We start from the raw sequence: 17,217 nt of genomic DNA on the forward strand, positions 1-17,217 counted from the left end.
GTAAGAATCATGAAGGGGGCGTCTCGTGTCATTTAGACTACCTTTTCATGCCTTTTTTTAATTAAAAATTGAGCGCAACAAAAATAGTAGGAGACCGGGATAATATGGAATTAAAGGCTATTGCTATAGCAGCCCTTTGTGTTGGATTTAATGGATTAGCTGTTGCTGGTGCTATGGGGGGTGTTGCTTCTTCCCCGCCAAGATTTTATATAGGCGCTGAAGGTGGGGCCTCTATTTCTTTAAGCACCCATTTTGCCCCTAATTGGGGTGGAGAACCTCTTCGTATCGCTGCAACCAGTAACTCCGATTGGAATACCGATTTCGGGATTGGGGGTTTTGGAGGTGCATTCATTGGCTATCAATACAACCCAAACCTAGCTGTTCAGTTTACTTGGGATTACCGAAGTGGCTATGATTATTTTCTTCATGCCAGCTACGGAGTTGTGCCCACTGATCCGAATTTATACCTGGAAGATCAATTTAACGCGGATGACATCAACGTCCAAACGTTTCTCTTTGATCTTATCTTAAAGCCTACCGTAAATTGGGGTGGCTTTGTACCTTATGTTAAGGGTGGAATTGGTTTCGCTTATAATCAAATAGGTACATTAAGAAATGTGCAGCATACGTTCTTTGGCAACCCAACAACATATGATATTCGTATCTCTGGTGATTCAGTGACTAGCTTTGCCTGGGATGCTGGTGTCGGTGCTGAGTACTTTTTTAATAATAAATTCAGCATCGGTCTTGGTTACCGCTTTGTTGATGCTGGGACCTTAAGCACTGATAATACATACCATGATGTCATTAAAGGTACTGCTGGCTTAATCACTCCTTTTGAAACAAAGCATGTTTTCTTAAATGAATTCGTTGCTTCGGTTGCCTATCATTTTGATTTCGCATAAATCCTATGGATTGAGTGAAATTAGGATACTTGCTAATCCTAGATAGAGTCATATAAAAGGACTTTATCTAGGTTCTTGAATTGTTCTTTTGTGTTATGGCTCATCGTGCAGACAAGGCTTAGGTTATTTGGCGTCCTGACCTGATAATTTATTAAGTAGAGAACTAATCTCAAAAATTCGTGCTTCCGAGTCAGTACTGTCTAGGTTAAATCGTAAGCGTTGAGGACCATCCATTTGATACCTTTTCGCATGAACTTGAATCAAATGAATCAAAACGCCAGGATCAATGGAGGGATTTTCAGAAAACTCCAGTTTTCCCTGTTGTGAGCCGGCACTGATTTTTTGAATTCCCATTTTTTCGGCTTTTAATTTTAAGTCCGTAATTAATAGTAAATGCTTGACTTGTTGAGGTAATAAACCGAATCTGTCAATCAATTCAACGTGTAAGTCATGCAACTGCTCTTTGGTCTTTGCATTGGCAATTCGTTTATACATAATCAGTCGATTGTGGATATCTGGAATGTAATCATCAGGAATAATCGCACTGATTCGCAAATCGATCTCGGGTCCTTGATGCATCGGAGCGGATAACTCAGGTGTTTTTCCAGCTTTTAAATCATTAACTGCTCTATCGAGCATTTCCATAAATAAATTAAATCCAATTGCTTGCATGTTGCCACTTTGCTCTTCACCTAAAAGTTCACCTGCCCCACGAATTTCGAGATCATGGGTTGCTAAAGTGAAGCCTGCACCCAAATCTTCCAAGGATACAATGGCTTCTAGACGTTTGACGGCATCAGAGGTCAATAATTTTTCATTCGGAGTAAGTAGGTATGCATAGGCTTGATGGTGCGAACGACCTACACGTCCACGTAATTGATGCAATTGAGCTAAACCAAATTTATCTGCGCGATCAATAATAATTGTATTGGCAGTGGGAATGTCGATACCGGTTTCAATGATGGTGGTACAGACCAATACATTAAAACGATGATGATAGAAATCCGACATGACTCGTTCTAACTCACGTTCACGCATTTGTCCATGAGCTGAGCGTATTTTTGCTTCGGGAACCAGAGTTTGTAAATCCTGGCATACTCGCTCAATAGTTTCTACATTATTATGGAGGAAAAAAACCTGACCCCCTCTAAGAATTTCTCTTAGGATCGCCTCACGGACGATAGCGTCCTTTTTTTCTTGCCAAAAAGTTTTAATTGCCAGACGTTTGGCTGGAGGTGTGGTCATTAGAGAAATGTCCCTTATTCCTGCCATTGCCATATTTAATGTTCTAGGAATAGGGGTCGCAGTCATGGATAGAATATCTACATGGGTACGTAGTGATTTGATGTGCTCTTTTTGTTTGACCCCAAAACGATGTTCTTCATCAATAATAAGCAATCCAAGATTTTTAAAAGCAATCTTGCTTTGGAATAATTTATGAGTCCCTATGACTATGTCAACCGTTCCCGATTTTAATGAGGCAAGCACTGCCTCAGTTTCTTTAGTTGAGCGAAACCGTGAAAGTAACTCAATATTAATGGGGAAGTCCGCAAATCGATCTCGGAAGGATTCAAAGTGTTGTCCTGCCAGCAAAGTAGTTGGGACAAGAATACAGACTTGTTTATTGTTTTGCACTGCAACAAAAGCGGCGCGCATGGCTACTTCAGTTTTACCAAAACCTACATCGCCACAAATTAAACGATCCATAGGTCTCGGGGATTCCATATCTTTTATGATTTGCTCGATTGCCTGTAATTGATCCGGTGTTTCTGTAAACGGAAAAGCACTGGCAAATTTAACGTATTCATTATGATCGATTTGATATTGGTGTCCAGGTTGGGCTTCTCTTTTGGCGTAGAGATCAAGTAACTCGATGGCCACATCATGAATTTTTTCAGCGGCTTTTTTTCGTTCCTTTTGCCATTGATCCGAACCCAGTCTATGCAAGGGAGCATGTTCACTATCAACCCCAGTATATCGGCTAATCAAGTGAAGTGAGGTCACCGGAACATAAATCTTGTCTTCGCCTGCATAGGTAAGGACTAAAAATTCACTCGCAATCCCATTGGATTCTATATGCTGTAATCCTTGATAACGTCCTACACCAAATTGAAGATGAACAACAGGCGCACCAACACGTAGTTCAGCCATATCACGGATAATTAAGTCAGGATCAACAGCTTTTTGTGCACTGCGCCTTTGAGGTGTACTTTGCTCCCCAAACAATTGGGATTCAACAATAATAACGATATGACTTTGCTTTAATTCACATCCATAAATGAGGTCGCCGGTAGTGATGTTGATCGGAGCATTATCGTTAATGAAATCGTGCCAAGAAGATTGTACTTTAGGACTAATATTGCTTGGTTTAAGCAAATCCAGTAACACTTCACGCCGTCCCGCACTCTCGACTACAATCAAATAACGACGTGTCGTGTCTGCACAATAGGTACGAAGTTGGTTTAAAGGTTCTTGTGTTTTCCTATCTATGGGTAATTGTGGGCCCGGAATAATATCAAAATTAACCACAGCCCCTTTTTTATCCGAAGGATTTTGGAACAGACGCAATTGTTCGTAGGTATTGGCTTTAGTTAGTAATTCAGTTGGATTAATAAAGCAAGCAGGGGGCGATAAAATAGGTCTACTGACGTCATATCGTCTTTGCTCATAGCGTTCATTCAACTCTTGCCAAAATTGTTCTGCATTATTTTGAATTGTTTCAATCAAACAAATCTTGGCATTTTCTGGTAGATAGTCGAAAAAAGTAACCGTTTTTTCAAAAAATAAGGGGAGGTAATATTCAATTCCTGAAGGGAATTGTCCCTCAGTGATCGCTTCATAAATAGGGCATTGACTTGGATTACCTGGAAATAGTTCTCTAAATGCCCGTCGAAACAGGAGCTGGCTTTGTTCATTTAAAGGAAACTCGCGTGCAGGTAATACATTGATTTCTTTTATTTTTTCTATTGTACGCTGTGTTTCTGTGTCGAATTCTCGTAGACTTTCTATTTCATCGTCAAAAAGTTCAATACGAAAGGGTAAGCCGGAACCCATTGGATAAACATCAATAATGGATCCGCGTAGGGCAAACTCTCCGTGCTCAAGTACTTTATTCACACAATGATAACCGGCTTGTTGTAATTGATTACGAAAAGCGGTTAAGTCCAGTTTTTGTCCTTCTTTTAGCATTAAAGCATATTGATTTAAAAATTCGGGTGGACATAATCTGTGCATTAATGTGCTTGCTGAAGTGATGACAATTGCATCAGTCACTTGTTGAATACGGCTTAAGGTATACAACCGCTCCGAAATAATGTCCTGGTGGGGTGAAAATTGGTCATAAGGGAGCGTTTCCCAATCTGGAAAAAATAACAGTTCTTGAGGACTGTTTGGATTGAGAAAGAAATTCAACTCCGCTTGCAATTGATTTGCACTGAGATTATCTTGGGCAATCAATAACTTAATTCCAGGAGTTTGTTGACAATATTCAGCAAGTGCTAGTGCTAAGCTGCTTCCATGGAGCTGACCCCATACTTGTTTAGCCTGTGTCGATTTATAAAGTAAGGTATTTATGGGCATAGCTTAGACAGTCGGATTTAAAAACTTGCTATTATACCTGATGTATTGACTTGGTTCATCTTAAAATTGCGGATAAAAAGAAGATCTTGAAGTTGACGTCGTTAGGAGGGCAGTTACTATGTATGAAGTATGTATTGACGACTTTTAATTGTAAAGGAGCACTGAAATGGTTTTTGACCATCCTCCCATAAAAAAGAAAAGGAAGATAAAAAAAGTTCCTTTAACTGCTCCAATTGATAAAACCCCTCAAAATGAACAGCACATTCTTTGGGGTATTCCTGAACTAACGAATACAATTTTATTCTTTGCCCGAAGAAAACAAACCGAACCCATGGTTTCTTCAATCGCTTCAGTATCCAAACTCTTTTATTCATTAACTAATCCAATTCGTATCACAGAAAAATTATTACTGCATACAGTTCAGGGATGTGAAGAGAGGGTTAAAAAGCTCTGCGAACTGAGTCCATTTTCTCATATTCATTATCTCGCGAGACCTGCTTACGTAAAAGATAATTCTGGGCGTGAATTCTTTCATATTTCAGCATTTCAATATGCGCTATGGGCTATGGATATTCACATGTTGAATCTGATGTTAGATTGTCTGCAAAATGCAGCTTATATCAAAGGAGGATATAAAATTGCTGAAGCACTACGTCTACGATTATTAGAACAGTATGATGAAGTGATGCAAAGAGGCATTAATTACACCCTGGGCGATATTGAAATAAAAGGGGAACAACATTTTGATTTTCAACCGCTCATCAATGCGATTCATCAATTCAGTGCGGGATTTCGGCTCTGGAATTGGCAACAACGTGCAGAGCATTGGATAAATAGAGTTGGTAAGGAGCAACTGCGGATTCCGGCTCATGTAGCCCAAGAGTATTGCCGAACGGATCGCGCATTTTACCCTTGTCCAAAGTTTCATGAAGAGGAATTGCCGCGAGACTTGGAATTTTATAATTGGAGAAAACGCGTTACTGAATCCTGGTGGCCCACAGAGGGGGAGGCACCTATTGGTCGTGATTTTGCCATGTTACGTTCAACACATAGTAGAATTATGACTGTTGGAACTGGCTTACAGCATCATATCGGTTTGTCTAATGCAGGCATAAGTGCCAAACATGATGCACATGCTTTAACGGTATTAAATCAAACACGAACTAAAGATGTTACCTGTTTACGAATGCGGCTTTCAACCCCATTAAAACTGGCAAAGTACACTCCGGAGATAATGGAATTTTATCTGTAGATACAGTGCAAGAAACCGGGATGAGGATTTAGTCTTTAAAGTGACTTTTAGTAAATAAGAGATATCCAATTTTTACTAATTCTTAATATTGAGATTTAAAACGTTCAATGCGTTGTTCTTCCTCTTTATCATCCAAACGCTCATACTTTTCTCGCTGCTCTTGAACTAATATTTTCAGAACAGAAAATTTATTATCCAAGCGTCCGGGATTTCCATTTAATTGCTCAAGTTTTTCTGAATATCTCGTTATTATTGAATCGAGGCACTCAATAGATATTTTTATATCTGACAATGAAATGGAATCCTTAAATGTATCCAGTGTGTACACAAGTTCGTCATGAAATTCTTGTGCAATCGCAGATTTAGCTTGAGTCAATTTAATGCCAAAAAAATTAAATAATTTTGTTCGGTTGCTTTGAAGATATTCATCAATATATTCTAGGTTACTGGTCATAATCTTTTTCACACTATGTACAATATCGGTTGCGGATATTTCATAACCATATTGACCTTTTTGGTATTTGAGGCCAGATCCTTTACTGGGTTCATTTTCTAGATATACTTTTGTTTCCGTAATATCTACGTCGCGATTGCTTAAATATTCTAAAAATCGTGCCACAGAATATAAAGAGGGTCGGTAATGTCCACTATAGGTATTAATGCTGATTAATTTGCCATTTTTTATCTCCATTTCACCCGCAGCTAATACAGGAGCTCCTGCGTTCATCGAAGAGTGCAGTAATATTCTACCTTGCTCATCCAATAGCCCAGATTTATGCTCAAAGACAGAAAGCTCATAATTTGTATTTAAAGTGAATGCAATAAACCCGGGCTTTTGGTGGGCTATTGAATGAGAGGAATCAAAAATTTTACCTTCTTTATGAAATAGACCATTATTGATTTCAATATTGAATTCTGCTCGTTGTTGTGGGGTCAAAAAAGTGGTACGTAATTTATCAAACCTTTTGTCTCTCTCATTAACATCGAGTAGTTCACCCCTGGTAAAAGCATTTTGAATATCTGCTTCTGAAGACTTTTGGGGCTCAGACGTGGGTTTGAGTACTCTATTAGGTTCTAATTTATATTTTCCTCTAGATAGGACGGGGATGTAGTCGGGATTTTCTTTTTTTCTCTTTTCCCTCTCCCGCATTAGATTATCTAAAAGCTCATTAAGTACATTTTTTTTATTGGAAAGTTTATTAATATCAAAAACATAAATCATAAAATCAAGAGCGTTAAGTCGATCTTCCTTGCTTAACGAACTGTTTCGATAATCAGACCATGCCTCATCCAGTCGTGTTGTTACTGTTCCGTCTTTGCTTGAAAAATAATTCTTGGGCATACAGGGTGCTTTATAAACTTCTTATGATAATTATAAGTTATTTTTTTTGGCTGAGGGAGCAGAGGAGCAAAATATATTGGTTTTTTGATCAAGGCTATTTCCATTTATATTTGATGTGAACATCGAGTAGTTCACCTTTTCAAAGGCGTCTTGGACATCTGCTTTCGAAGACTTTTTAGCAGAAGACCTGGTTTTTAATACTCTTTAAAAATAATTTGGGGGCACTTTTAGAGAACTTAAAATGATCTCTATATTATTCTGGTTCAGGAGTTTATTAGAGATTCTATTCGGTTTTCTTTTGACCAGGATTATTTTAATGAATTGTTTGTTGTGGTGCTACTCAGTGACACATCAGTCATTCTCGGTCCAGTCATTAATTTCTATATCAAAATGATGTAACAAAGCGACGACGTCAGGAAAAGAAAAACGTGCTTTTTTGATTTTATTTTCACTCGGGTCAATTGTGTAGTTGATGGCATTCGTGAAATCTGCAGCGCTTAGATTGGTATGAAGAAACAGACTGTTCAGCAAGTCGGTGTTCACAAAACTTGCATAACTTAGATTGGCCTCTCTAAAATCAATGTCATGGGCTTTACATTCTTCAATAATTAAATTTGAGAGTTCTAATCCATAAAAACTGGAGTGGCTTAAGTTGCTTTTATAAAAATAGAGGGGACTTGTCAGCTTGACCAAAGGCCAACATAATTCAGTCCAGTTGATTCCAATAAGTTTTGAATTTTTAAAGGCGACCTCAGAAAATTTGCAGCCTGGGAATTTTGCTAAAGAAAGATCGCAGGACTCAAATTCACATTCAGTGAATTTTGTATGGCTGAAAATAATGTCGATAAATTTGCATTGTTTAAATTGGCAATTTTCAAAGTCAAGGCGTTCAATTCGTTCTTTTTCAATGCTTAATTGTGTGAACGTTTGATTGATGTAGGTAGTTTGATTAAATGGGGTTGTCATTCAATTTTTCTCTTTGAACGTGTCGCCATCCGAGTGTAGCGCGGGAGCTCTGAGCATAACACTGTACTGCAACGAAAGATGTCACGCTATCCTATGACGGAGGTCGCGCTGTGCTTCACCCAGGCTACAAATTGTCCAGGATAAATCATTCATTAGGTCTCATCGGTTTCAATAAGTCCTAACTCATCTAACTCTATATCTACCGATTCAATTTTTTGGAAGCGTGAAGTAATTTTTTTAGCGGAAGTATTTACCTCACTGACGTCTTTATGGGCCTGGTCAATGTGTCTGGAAAGGTTGTCCATTCTTTTTTCAAAACGTTGAAAATCATCGGCCAGAGCCTGTAAGTGTTTTTGAATGATATGAACTTGTTTGCGTGTGGCATCGTCTTTAAGCACTGCCTTAGCAGTAGTCAGCACCGCCATTAATGTACTAGGGGAAACAAGCCATACTTTTAATCTTTGGGACAGCGAAATCAAATCTGGATAATTGGCATGAATTTCTGCAAAGATGGATTCCGCAGGAATAAACATCATGGCGCCATCAGTTGTTTCGCCAGGAACGATGTATTTTTCAGCAATGTCTTTAATATGTTTTTGAATGTCTTGACGAAATTGTTGTTGCAGTGATTTTTTTTCACTTGAAGCGGCATCCACATTGATAAGCCGCTGGTAGGTTTCTAGCGGAAACTTGGCATCAATCACTACATTGCCCGTAGGCTCAGGCAAGAATAATATGCAATCAGCGCGTTTTTGATTGTCTAGTGTATATTGCATTGCAAAATGATTTGGGGGAATCATATTACTAATTAAGGTTTCGAGCTGTACCTCACCAAAGGCGCCACGTGCTTTTTTATCAACCAACACATCTTGCAGGCTAACTACATGATTCGATAATTCAGTGATTTTCTTTTGAGCCTCATCAATGATGGTTAAGCGTTTTACCACATCGATAAATGTTGCGGAAGTTTTTTCAAAACCCTCGGTTAATTTATGATTCACTTGTTGCGTTAACCCATGCAGATGATTGCGAATCTCTTCAGTTAGCAACTGTAAATGAGATGTGAGAGCACTGGCATGTTGTTTAAAACTATGGTTGATTTGTTCGCGAACGTCAGTCATTTGTTTGGGGATGGTATCATGGATGATTTGTTGCGTTATTAATTGTCCTTGAGCTATTTTTTCATTTACATTCAAATGGAGTTGGTGCAATTGGGTAGTAAATGCTTCAAGAGTCTTTTCGTGTAACTGCTCATTCCGTTTTTTTTGCTGGCTTTGTTGTATCAAAAACCAAATTAAAAATAGAAATTGGAGGGCTAAAGCACACGCCAAGCCCTCAATTAAAGTGATTGAAGATAAAAATTGCATTCATTAGTCCAAAAGTTGACTGAGTTTAATCGGCGGATCATATTGATAAACCGTTTTTAATTGCCCGTAATCAATAAGACGCAAGTAACCTACTGAGAGCTGATCCTCTGCTAAATGAGCCAAATTGTCAAAACTAAATTTAATTGTTTGCTTTCCTGGAACAAGCCATTGTGCACTTTGGGCTGTTTCGACAGGAATATCCTCACCTTTAGAGTTTTTCTTATATAAAATACCTTGTAAGGCATACCGACTTGCTGTAGCTACATCTACTGTGGCTGCCAAGGTCAATGGTTTCGAAGATACTTTTTTGATGTTCACAAGGCTGGCAGAAGGGACTGAATAGGAAAAAGCGGCACGTCCACTGCGATAAGTAGGGGTATTGTCATCAAGTTCGCTCGATACCTCAACTTCTATGTACCAATTTCCTCCATGTGAGTTCTCATCAGAGGACAAAAGGGTACTGGTCTTAAATTGATTACGCTTTACCTCTTTAATTTCGAGAGGAATGCGCTGGTTATCAGGACCTATCAATGAGGCGTTGATATCATCCACTGGATAGGACGTAATATTATCTTTTAGGGTAATGAGTGCATTAAATTGATCTCCATATTGATATTGCAAAGCGGAAGGTTCGATATGCAAATAGATTAAGGAGTATTTTTCAAAAACATGAATTAAATAGTGATCTGCATCACTTGAAGGATCTAGGTGCTTACTTTTGATTATCAAATTACCAGTGCCTAATTCGGGTTTGAGTTGCAACAAGGTCTGATGTGAACCTATTTTAAGTGATTCGTCGACTGCATCATCCTGGCTGTACAAAGACGAAGCATCTTTTAAGCTCATGAATTTACTGTTGGCACTTTTTATTTCTAATGCAGGAACGGATTTGTTTTTTTGTAAAGGGACAATACGCAGCACGGCTTCTGGCGCATGAATAGGAAGGGTAATGCCATGTTTTAATTGAGTAGCCGTTATTTTTTGCGTGTAACTGTAACTTTTTTGAATATTCTTTTCAGCTTTACTTAGAGAGTTTGCGGAAACATTCCAACGAGCCTGCAGTGGTTCATGAGATAAACTACTGCAAATATCACAATCATAAGATTTGATTGGATTTTGTGGTAGGGTAAATGCGCTGATTTGTGAGCAACAAAATAAAGACAATAAGGTAAGTGTGGTTCTCATTTCGCGACTCCTTTTAAATCTAAGGCAGAAATTAGCAGTGTATCTAAGCCAAAACATGAATGACGGCTTTGATTATGACTCAGTGGAGTCTCATCTTCTGTTGCTTCCTTATCGTAAAACCAAACAGTACCCGCAGCGGATTGTGAACTGCAATTTAAAAAACCATCCGCACAGGAATCTAAATAAACCTTGGAAATCTTTAAACCGCTGTTGAGCAAATAACCGTTACAATAACTGGCTGAAGAAAAAGGTGAAGCAGATACGTCAGTTCCTACAACTGCATTAAACGGTACGGGTAGGGAAGGTCGATTTTTAGTGCCCAACAAAAGCTCTTCATTGTAGATGCTCATGTCACCAACACGCTGTTGCTTGACGGCATCTCCCGTATAACCTAATAACCAGCTCAGACTGGCCTCAAAAATACCTCCATTGAGGAGTATGTCAGCCAGCGGGGTTCCTCCACTTGAAGGCGCTAGAGCGACAATTTTTTTGATTTTGTTTTTTAATCGCAGGTACCGACTGTCATAAGTTGGATTCGATAGGATCCAACGCATTACATTTCCACCATTGGAATGAGTGTAGAGAATTAAAGCATCGATTTTTTCATGATCTACAAACTCTAATAATTGATTCGCAGTACATCCTGCAGCATCTTCATCCCACATGTATTTACTGTAATCACAGTGGACAACATAGTAATTTTTAGGATTAGGAAGTGCTTGAGCGATACTTTCGATGAAATCAGTTTTCCAGTAATCTCCATGCGCATCTTCTCGATGGTCATTTGTGCCATGCACAAATGCAATGCCCAAATTGATGGTTTTATTAGACTGAGGGAGAGCATAAATCCATGAAGAGAATAAAAACAAAAACACAGTTATCAAGATACGTTTAAAATCCATTTTTATCACGCCCCGGTTCATGTTGAATCGACATGTATCTATAGCATATTTTTTAATGATAAACTAATGTTTTAGGATAATTGCTTCCCTCTAAAAGGGGATGAATATGTTATCGTAGCTTAGGTGAAGGCGTCGTCACGAAAAATCTCGTTATCGAGCATCGCGAGGGATCTTTATAACTTAGCACCGGAGCATCCTTCGTGATGCTCGGCATGGCTGGGGCGCTGCTGCATCTGGGCTACTAGGCATCTTTAAAATGCAATGAGTCCTTTGGTTTGAGAATATACGGATGAAATGAATGAGTATTGATGAAATAAAAGGAACCATTGCTGGGCTAAAAGAAAAAATAAGGCAGTATGATTATCATTATTATGTTCTGGATGAACCTATAGTTCCTGATGCTGAATACGATCGATGTTTTCGCGCATTACAGGATTTAGAAACGAAGTATCCTGAATTATTGACGGCAGATTCACCAACCCAACGTGTTAGTGGTACTCCTGCAGATGCATTTATGCCAGTAACCCATAGACAACCGATGTTATCCTTATCGAACGTCTTTACTGAAGACGAATTAAAAGCATTTATTAAACGAGTTACCGACAAACTGGATGAACCGGTGCAACAATTGGTATTTACTTGTGAACCTAAGCTGGATGGACTTGCGGTTAATCTGACTTATGAGAATGGGTTGTTGATTTCTGCAGCAACTCGTGGTGACGGAACCACCGGTGAAAACATTACTGCCAATATTAAAACAATACCTGCGATTCCCTTAGTTTTAAGAGTAACCAAACCACCACGTTTTATCGAAATTCGTGGTGAAGTATATATGCCAAAAGAGGGATTTGAAGAGTACAATAAAAAAGCAAAGAATTTGGGCGAAAAAACTTTTGCCAATCCACGTAATGCTGCAGCAGGAAGCTTACGACAATTGAATCCTGCAGTGACTGCAAGTAGACCATTGGCCATTTATTGCTATGGTGTGGGTGCTTGTGAAGGGTATTCTTTGCCAGATAGTCATTGGGGGCAATTGCAACTTCTTAAACAATTTGGTTTTAGAGTGTCTTCTGATATTAAGCGAGAAGAGGGCATGAAAGGCTGTTTGGATTATTACCATGATATGTTAGCCAAACGGGATCAACTTCCTTTCGAGATCGATGGCGTTGTATATAAAGTCGATAGCATTCCTTTACAACAGCAACTTGGTTTTATTTCAAGAGCACCACGTTTTGCCTGCGCACATAAATTTCCTGCTACAGAAGAGATGACAGAACTTTTAGCAGTTGATTTTCAGGTAGGAAGAACAGGGGCTTTAACCCCGGTGGCACGCTTGGCACCAGTTAATGTCGCAGGAGTTACTGTAAGTAATGCAACGTTGCATAATATGGATGAAATTGCCAGAAAAGACATCCGTATAGGCGATAAAGTGATTATTCGACGTGCGGGTGATGTGATTCCGGAAGTAGTTTCGGTTGTTTTGGATCAACGACCCACGAATACTAAAGAAATTCATTTGCCTAAAAAATGTCCAGTTTGTGGTTCTGATGTAGTGCGTGAGGAAGGCGAGGCGGTAGCTCGTTGTGTAGGTGGTTTATTTTGCAAAGCACAACTAAAAAGAATGATGTGGCATTTTGCCTCACGTAAGGCGATGTATATCGAGGGATTGGGATCTGTGCTTATCGAACAGTTGGTTGATGAAGGATTTGTTCGTCATTTACCTGATCTTTATACACTGGATGTTTCTACTTTGGCAAATCTTCCCCGTATGGGAGAAAAATCAGCAAAAAATTTATTGCATGCTTTGGAACAAAGCAAAAATACTACATTTAGTCGTTTTCTTTATGCGCTTGGAATTCCAGAAATTGGTGAGTCCAGCGCCCGAACGTTGGCAGAGCATTTCGGTGATATCGAGGCCATTTACAAAGCAAGCGAGGAGGAGCTGATGAGCTTGCCGGACATGGGACCGGTAGGTGCTTTTAATGTCGATCATTTTTTTGCACAAGAGCATAATCGCAAAGTCATTGAACGATTAATTGCTTTGGGAATTCATTGGCCAAAAGTTGAAAAAAAGAAAGTGAACAAGGAACATCCTTTATTTGCAAAAACAGTCGTTTTAACTGGGACTTTAAATACAATGGGCCGCGAAGAAGCCAAAGCAAAATTGCTGGCTGTAGGGGCTAAAGTTAGTGGCAGTGTCTCAGCAAAAACAGATTATGTGGTTGCTGGAAGTGAAGCAGGATCTAAATTGGATAAAGCAAATGATTTAGGTGTGCGAGTTTTGGATGAGGCACAGTTTCTTGAACTGATAGGCCGCTAGAAATTTACCTTGGGTTTTGGTTAAAACAGGGAGTGAGTGACAATAACCCTCACTCTTGCCCCTGCCCGTTAGCGCGAATGAGGGAATGGTTTTGCTTCTCTAGAGGGTGGTTTTGAATAAGGATATTTTTTTGAATCGAACACAACGAATCGTTCTGATTATTCTTTTTTTTAAGAGTATTAGCTTCGCTCATGCTTGGCCTTGGGTATTAAATAATCCCTATCCTCAAGGTCAAGCAAATCAAAATATTTATTATTCATCATTTTCGGAACAACCCAAAACTCTGGATCCAGCACTTTCTTATTCATTAAACGAGTATCTGTTTATTGCTCAAATTTATGAACCTTTGTTGGGATATGATTATTTTCAACGGCCATATCAATTAACTCCATTGATTGCTGCCCAAATGCCTCAGCTCAGATATCTTGATGCTCAAGGAAATACAGTTCCTGAAAAGGGCCTGGAACCTCCGGCCTATACTGTTTATACCCTCACCATTAAAAAAGGAATTTATTATCAGCCCCATCCGGCATTCGCGAAAGATAAGAAAGGCGCATACCTTTATCATCATTTATCACCTGATTATTTAGAGGATGAAGGCATAAATCAATTATCAGATTTTAAATATTCGGGTACCCGGGAATTGATTGTTGACGATTACATTTATCAAATCAAACGTTTGGCAAATCCTGCTGTCAGTTCATCAATTTATGGGTTAATGAGCGACTATATTGTAGGTTTTAAAGAATACGGCAAAACACTTCCTGGGAGTAATCAATATATTGATTTACGGGAATATCCTTTGAAAGGGGTTAAAAAACTAGATGACTATTCCTTTGAGATTACTTTGAAAGGGGAATATACCCAATTTTTATTTTGGTTGGCTATGAGTTTTTTTGCGCCTGTTCCATGGGAGGTTGATCTTTTTTACGCGCAACCCGGAATGACGGATAAAAATATTACCTTGAGTTGGTATCCCGTTGGAACGGGGCCGTTTATGTTGGTTAAAAATAATCCGAATCGCAGAATGGTGCTGCAAAAAAATCCCAATTTTCGCGAGGATTATTATCCAAGTACCGGTTCGGATGAAGACAGGAAATTAGGGTATTTGGATAATGCAGGAAAACGGTTACCGTTAATTGAAAAAGCAATTTATACCTTGGAAAAAGAGTCCATTCCTCGTTGGAACAAATTTTTGCAAGGCTATTATGATAGCTCTGCGATTGGTAACGACAGTTTTGATCAAGCCATTCATATCAATCAATACGGTAAAGCAGAACTCACGCCAGAGATGCAAAAAAAACAAATCTACCTGACGCAAACCTTTCAACCGAGCACCTATTATATGGGTTTTAATATGCTTGATAGTGTTGTCGGAGGCTCGAGTGAACGTGCGCGCAAGTTGAGACAGGCCATTTCAATCGCGGTAAATTATGATGAGAATATAGCCATTTTTTATAATGGACGCGGTGTGGCCGCCCAAGGACCAATCCCACCTGGCATTTTTGGTTATCGAGAAGGGAAAGAGGGAATCAATCCTTATGTGTATCAATGGAATGATGGTGAAGCAGTGCGACGGCCAATCAGTGATGCCAAAAAGCTTATGTCTGAAGCAGGATATCCTGATGGAGTTGATCCAGCCACAGGGAATCATTTGATTTTGCATTATGATGTGACGACAACCGGAGGTCCCGAAGACAAAGCCTTATTTGATTGGATGCGCAAACAATATGCTCAAATAGGAATAGATTTAAATGTACGGGCAACTTTATATAACCGTTTTCAAGAAAAAATGCGTACGGGAGATACGCAAATATTCAGTTGGGGGTGGGTAGCAGATTACCCAGATCCAGAAAATTTTTTATTTCAATTATATGGCGGTAATGGCAAAGTAAAGTTTGGTGGTGAAAATACTGCCAATTATCAAAATCCTGAATTTGATCGTCTTTTTAATTTGATGAAAAATAGAGAAAATGATCCCCAAAGGCAACAGATTATTGATACCATGGTTAATATTGTTCGGTATGATGCGCCCTGGATATGGGGAATACATCCAGAAGAATTTCTTTTATCACAGTCTTGGGTTTCACGGGTTAAACCCAACACAATGTCTTTTGCGACACTAAAATATACAGCAATTAATGTACCTGAACGAAATCAATTGAGGCATGTCTGGAACCAACCAATTTTTTGGCCCTTAGGGTTGTTGTTTTTGCTTATTCTCATGCTGATTCTTCCGTTAATCATTGCTTATCACAAGAAAGAAAAAAAACCGGCAGAAAGGGCTTATATATCATGATGAAGTACTTGCTACGACGAATTATTTATTCAATTCCTATTCTTTTTGGGATCAATGTTCTTACCTTTATTTTGTTTTTTATGGTGAATACACCCGATGACATTGCGCGCATGCATCTGGGACAAAAACACGTTGAACAACAAGTGATTGATGATTGGAAAATGGCGCATGGCTATAATTTACCTTTATTTTATAATGAAGAAAAAAATGGAATACAGAAAATAAAATCAACTTTATTTTTCCAAAAGTCGATGAAACTTTTTACTTTTAATTTTGGTATTTCTGATTCAGGACGAGATATTAGCGAGGATATTACCTATAGGATGTGGCCTAGTCTTTCTATTGCATTACCTGTTTTACTTTTGGAAGTAATGAGCAACATCATTGTGGCTATGGCAATGGCATTTTTTCGTGCAAGTTATCTTGACTTATCCGGTGTGGTGATTTGTATTATTTTAATGTCAATCTCCAGTTTGTTTTATATTATTGGGGGACAATATATTTTCGGTAAATTATTACGTCTAGTCCCCATATCAGGTTATGACGGCGGTTTGGAAGCGGTGAAATTCGTTATATTGCCCATTACAGTGGCTGTGCTTAGCGGATTGGGAGCTGGTGCACGTTGGTATCGGACTTTATTTTTGGAAGAAATGCATAAAGATTATGTTAAAACTGCCAGGGCCAAAGGATTGTCGGAACAAAAGGTCATGTTTAAACACGTATTAAAAAATGCAATGCTTCCTATATTAACTGGAATTGTGGTTATTATTCCTTCTCTATTTATGGGCAGTTTAATCCTGGAGTCTTTTTTCGGTGTGCCAGGCTTAGGAAGTTATACAATTGATGCCATTCAGCAACAAGATTTTGCAATTGTGAGGGCAATGGTATTTTTGGGTTCAATTCTTTACATTGTCGGTTTAGTACTCACGGATTTATCTTACATGTTGGTCGATCCTAGGGTGAAATTGTCCTAAAAGAAACCTGGTGAAGCGAAGCGGTATTGCCATTAACTCAATTACTGGGAGAGGGGCCGGGGCGAGGGTAATTATAATTAACCCTCATCCGCGCTAAAGGGCACCTTCTCCCTCTTTGGCGAGAAG

At 38.9% G+C, this 17,217-nt stretch carries 11 protein-coding genes; 5 read left to right on the forward strand and 6 right to left on the reverse strand.

What is annotated here, in order from left to right; translation table 11 throughout:
* The first annotated feature begins 104 nt into the window (after positions 1-104).
* Positions 105-905, forward strand: a complete 801-nt coding sequence (locus tag ACF8MK_RS11945; RefSeq protein ID WP_392536847.1) for an outer membrane protein — start codon at positions 105-107, stop codon at positions 903-905.
* 123 nt (positions 906-1,028) lie between these two features.
* Here ACF8MK_RS11945 and mfd read toward each other — a convergent pair whose 3' ends face one another.
* A complete protein-coding gene (gene mfd / locus ACF8MK_RS11950) occupies positions 1,029-4,484 on the reverse strand; it encodes a transcription-repair coupling factor (RefSeq protein ID WP_392536848.1) in 3,456 nt (1,151 codons plus the stop codon).
* A gap of 166 nt (positions 4,485-4,650) precedes the next feature.
* Here mfd and ACF8MK_RS11955 point away from each other — a divergent pair, with 166 nt between their 5' ends.
* Positions 4,651-5,736 carry a hypothetical protein gene (locus ACF8MK_RS11955; protein ID WP_392536849.1) on the forward strand — a complete coding sequence of 362 codons (1,086 nt, stop codon included), beginning with the start codon at positions 4,651-4,653 and terminating at the stop codon, positions 5,734-5,736.
* Positions 5,737-5,818: 82 nt separating this feature from the next.
* Here ACF8MK_RS11955 and ACF8MK_RS11960 read toward each other — a convergent pair whose 3' ends face one another.
* The 5 genes from ACF8MK_RS11960 to ACF8MK_RS11980 form a co-directional block, all read right to left on the reverse strand.
* The gene (locus ACF8MK_RS11960) at positions 5,819-7,078 is read right to left on the reverse strand and encodes a hypothetical protein (RefSeq protein WP_392536850.1); all 1,260 of its coding nucleotides are present in this window, start codon (positions 7,076-7,078) and stop codon (positions 5,819-5,821) included.
* A 351-nt stretch (positions 7,079-7,429) separates the two neighbouring features.
* Entirely contained in the window at positions 7,430-8,044 is a 615-nt protein-coding gene (locus tag ACF8MK_RS11965) for a pentapeptide repeat-containing protein (protein WP_392536851.1), read from the reverse strand.
* 152 nt (positions 8,045-8,196) lie between these two features.
* Complete coding sequence (locus ACF8MK_RS11970) at positions 8,197-9,411, reverse strand: DNA recombination protein RmuC (RefSeq protein ID WP_392536852.1); 1,215 nt, start codon at positions 9,409-9,411, stop codon at positions 8,197-8,199.
* A 3-nt stretch (positions 9,412-9,414) separates the two neighbouring features.
* Positions 9,415-10,596, reverse strand: a complete 1,182-nt coding sequence (locus ACF8MK_RS11975; protein ID WP_392536853.1) for a DUF4785 domain-containing protein — start codon at positions 10,594-10,596, stop codon at positions 9,415-9,417.
* The gene (locus tag ACF8MK_RS11980; protein WP_392536854.1) at positions 10,593-11,498 is read right to left on the reverse strand and encodes a hypothetical protein; all 906 of its coding nucleotides are present in this window, start codon (positions 11,496-11,498) and stop codon (positions 10,593-10,595) included. The genes ACF8MK_RS11975 and ACF8MK_RS11980 overlap by 4 nt, the downstream gene beginning before the upstream one ends.
* A gap of 298 nt (positions 11,499-11,796) precedes the next feature.
* Here ACF8MK_RS11980 and ligA point away from each other — a divergent pair, with 298 nt between their 5' ends.
* From ligA to ACF8MK_RS11995, 3 genes are all read left to right on the forward strand, one after another.
* Entirely contained in the window at positions 11,797-13,818 is a 2,022-nt protein-coding gene (gene ligA / locus ACF8MK_RS11985) for an NAD-dependent DNA ligase LigA (protein WP_392536855.1), read from the forward strand.
* A 148-nt stretch (positions 13,819-13,966) separates the two neighbouring features.
* Positions 13,967-16,117, forward strand: a complete 2,151-nt coding sequence (locus ACF8MK_RS11990) for an ABC transporter substrate-binding protein (RefSeq protein ID WP_392538958.1) — start codon at positions 13,967-13,969, stop codon at positions 16,115-16,117.
* Positions 16,114-17,091 carry an ABC transporter permease gene (locus ACF8MK_RS11995; protein WP_265704664.1) on the forward strand — a complete coding sequence of 326 codons (978 nt, stop codon included), beginning with the start codon at positions 16,114-16,116 and terminating at the stop codon, positions 17,089-17,091. Before ACF8MK_RS11990 ends, ACF8MK_RS11995 begins: the two co-directional genes overlap by 4 nt.
* The last annotated feature ends 126 nt before the right edge of the window (positions 17,092-17,217 follow it).

Source organism: Legionella sp. 227 (assembly GCF_043161935.1).
GTDB classification, from domain to species: domain Bacteria; phylum Pseudomonadota; class Gammaproteobacteria; order Legionellales; family Legionellaceae; genus Legionella; species Legionella sheltonii.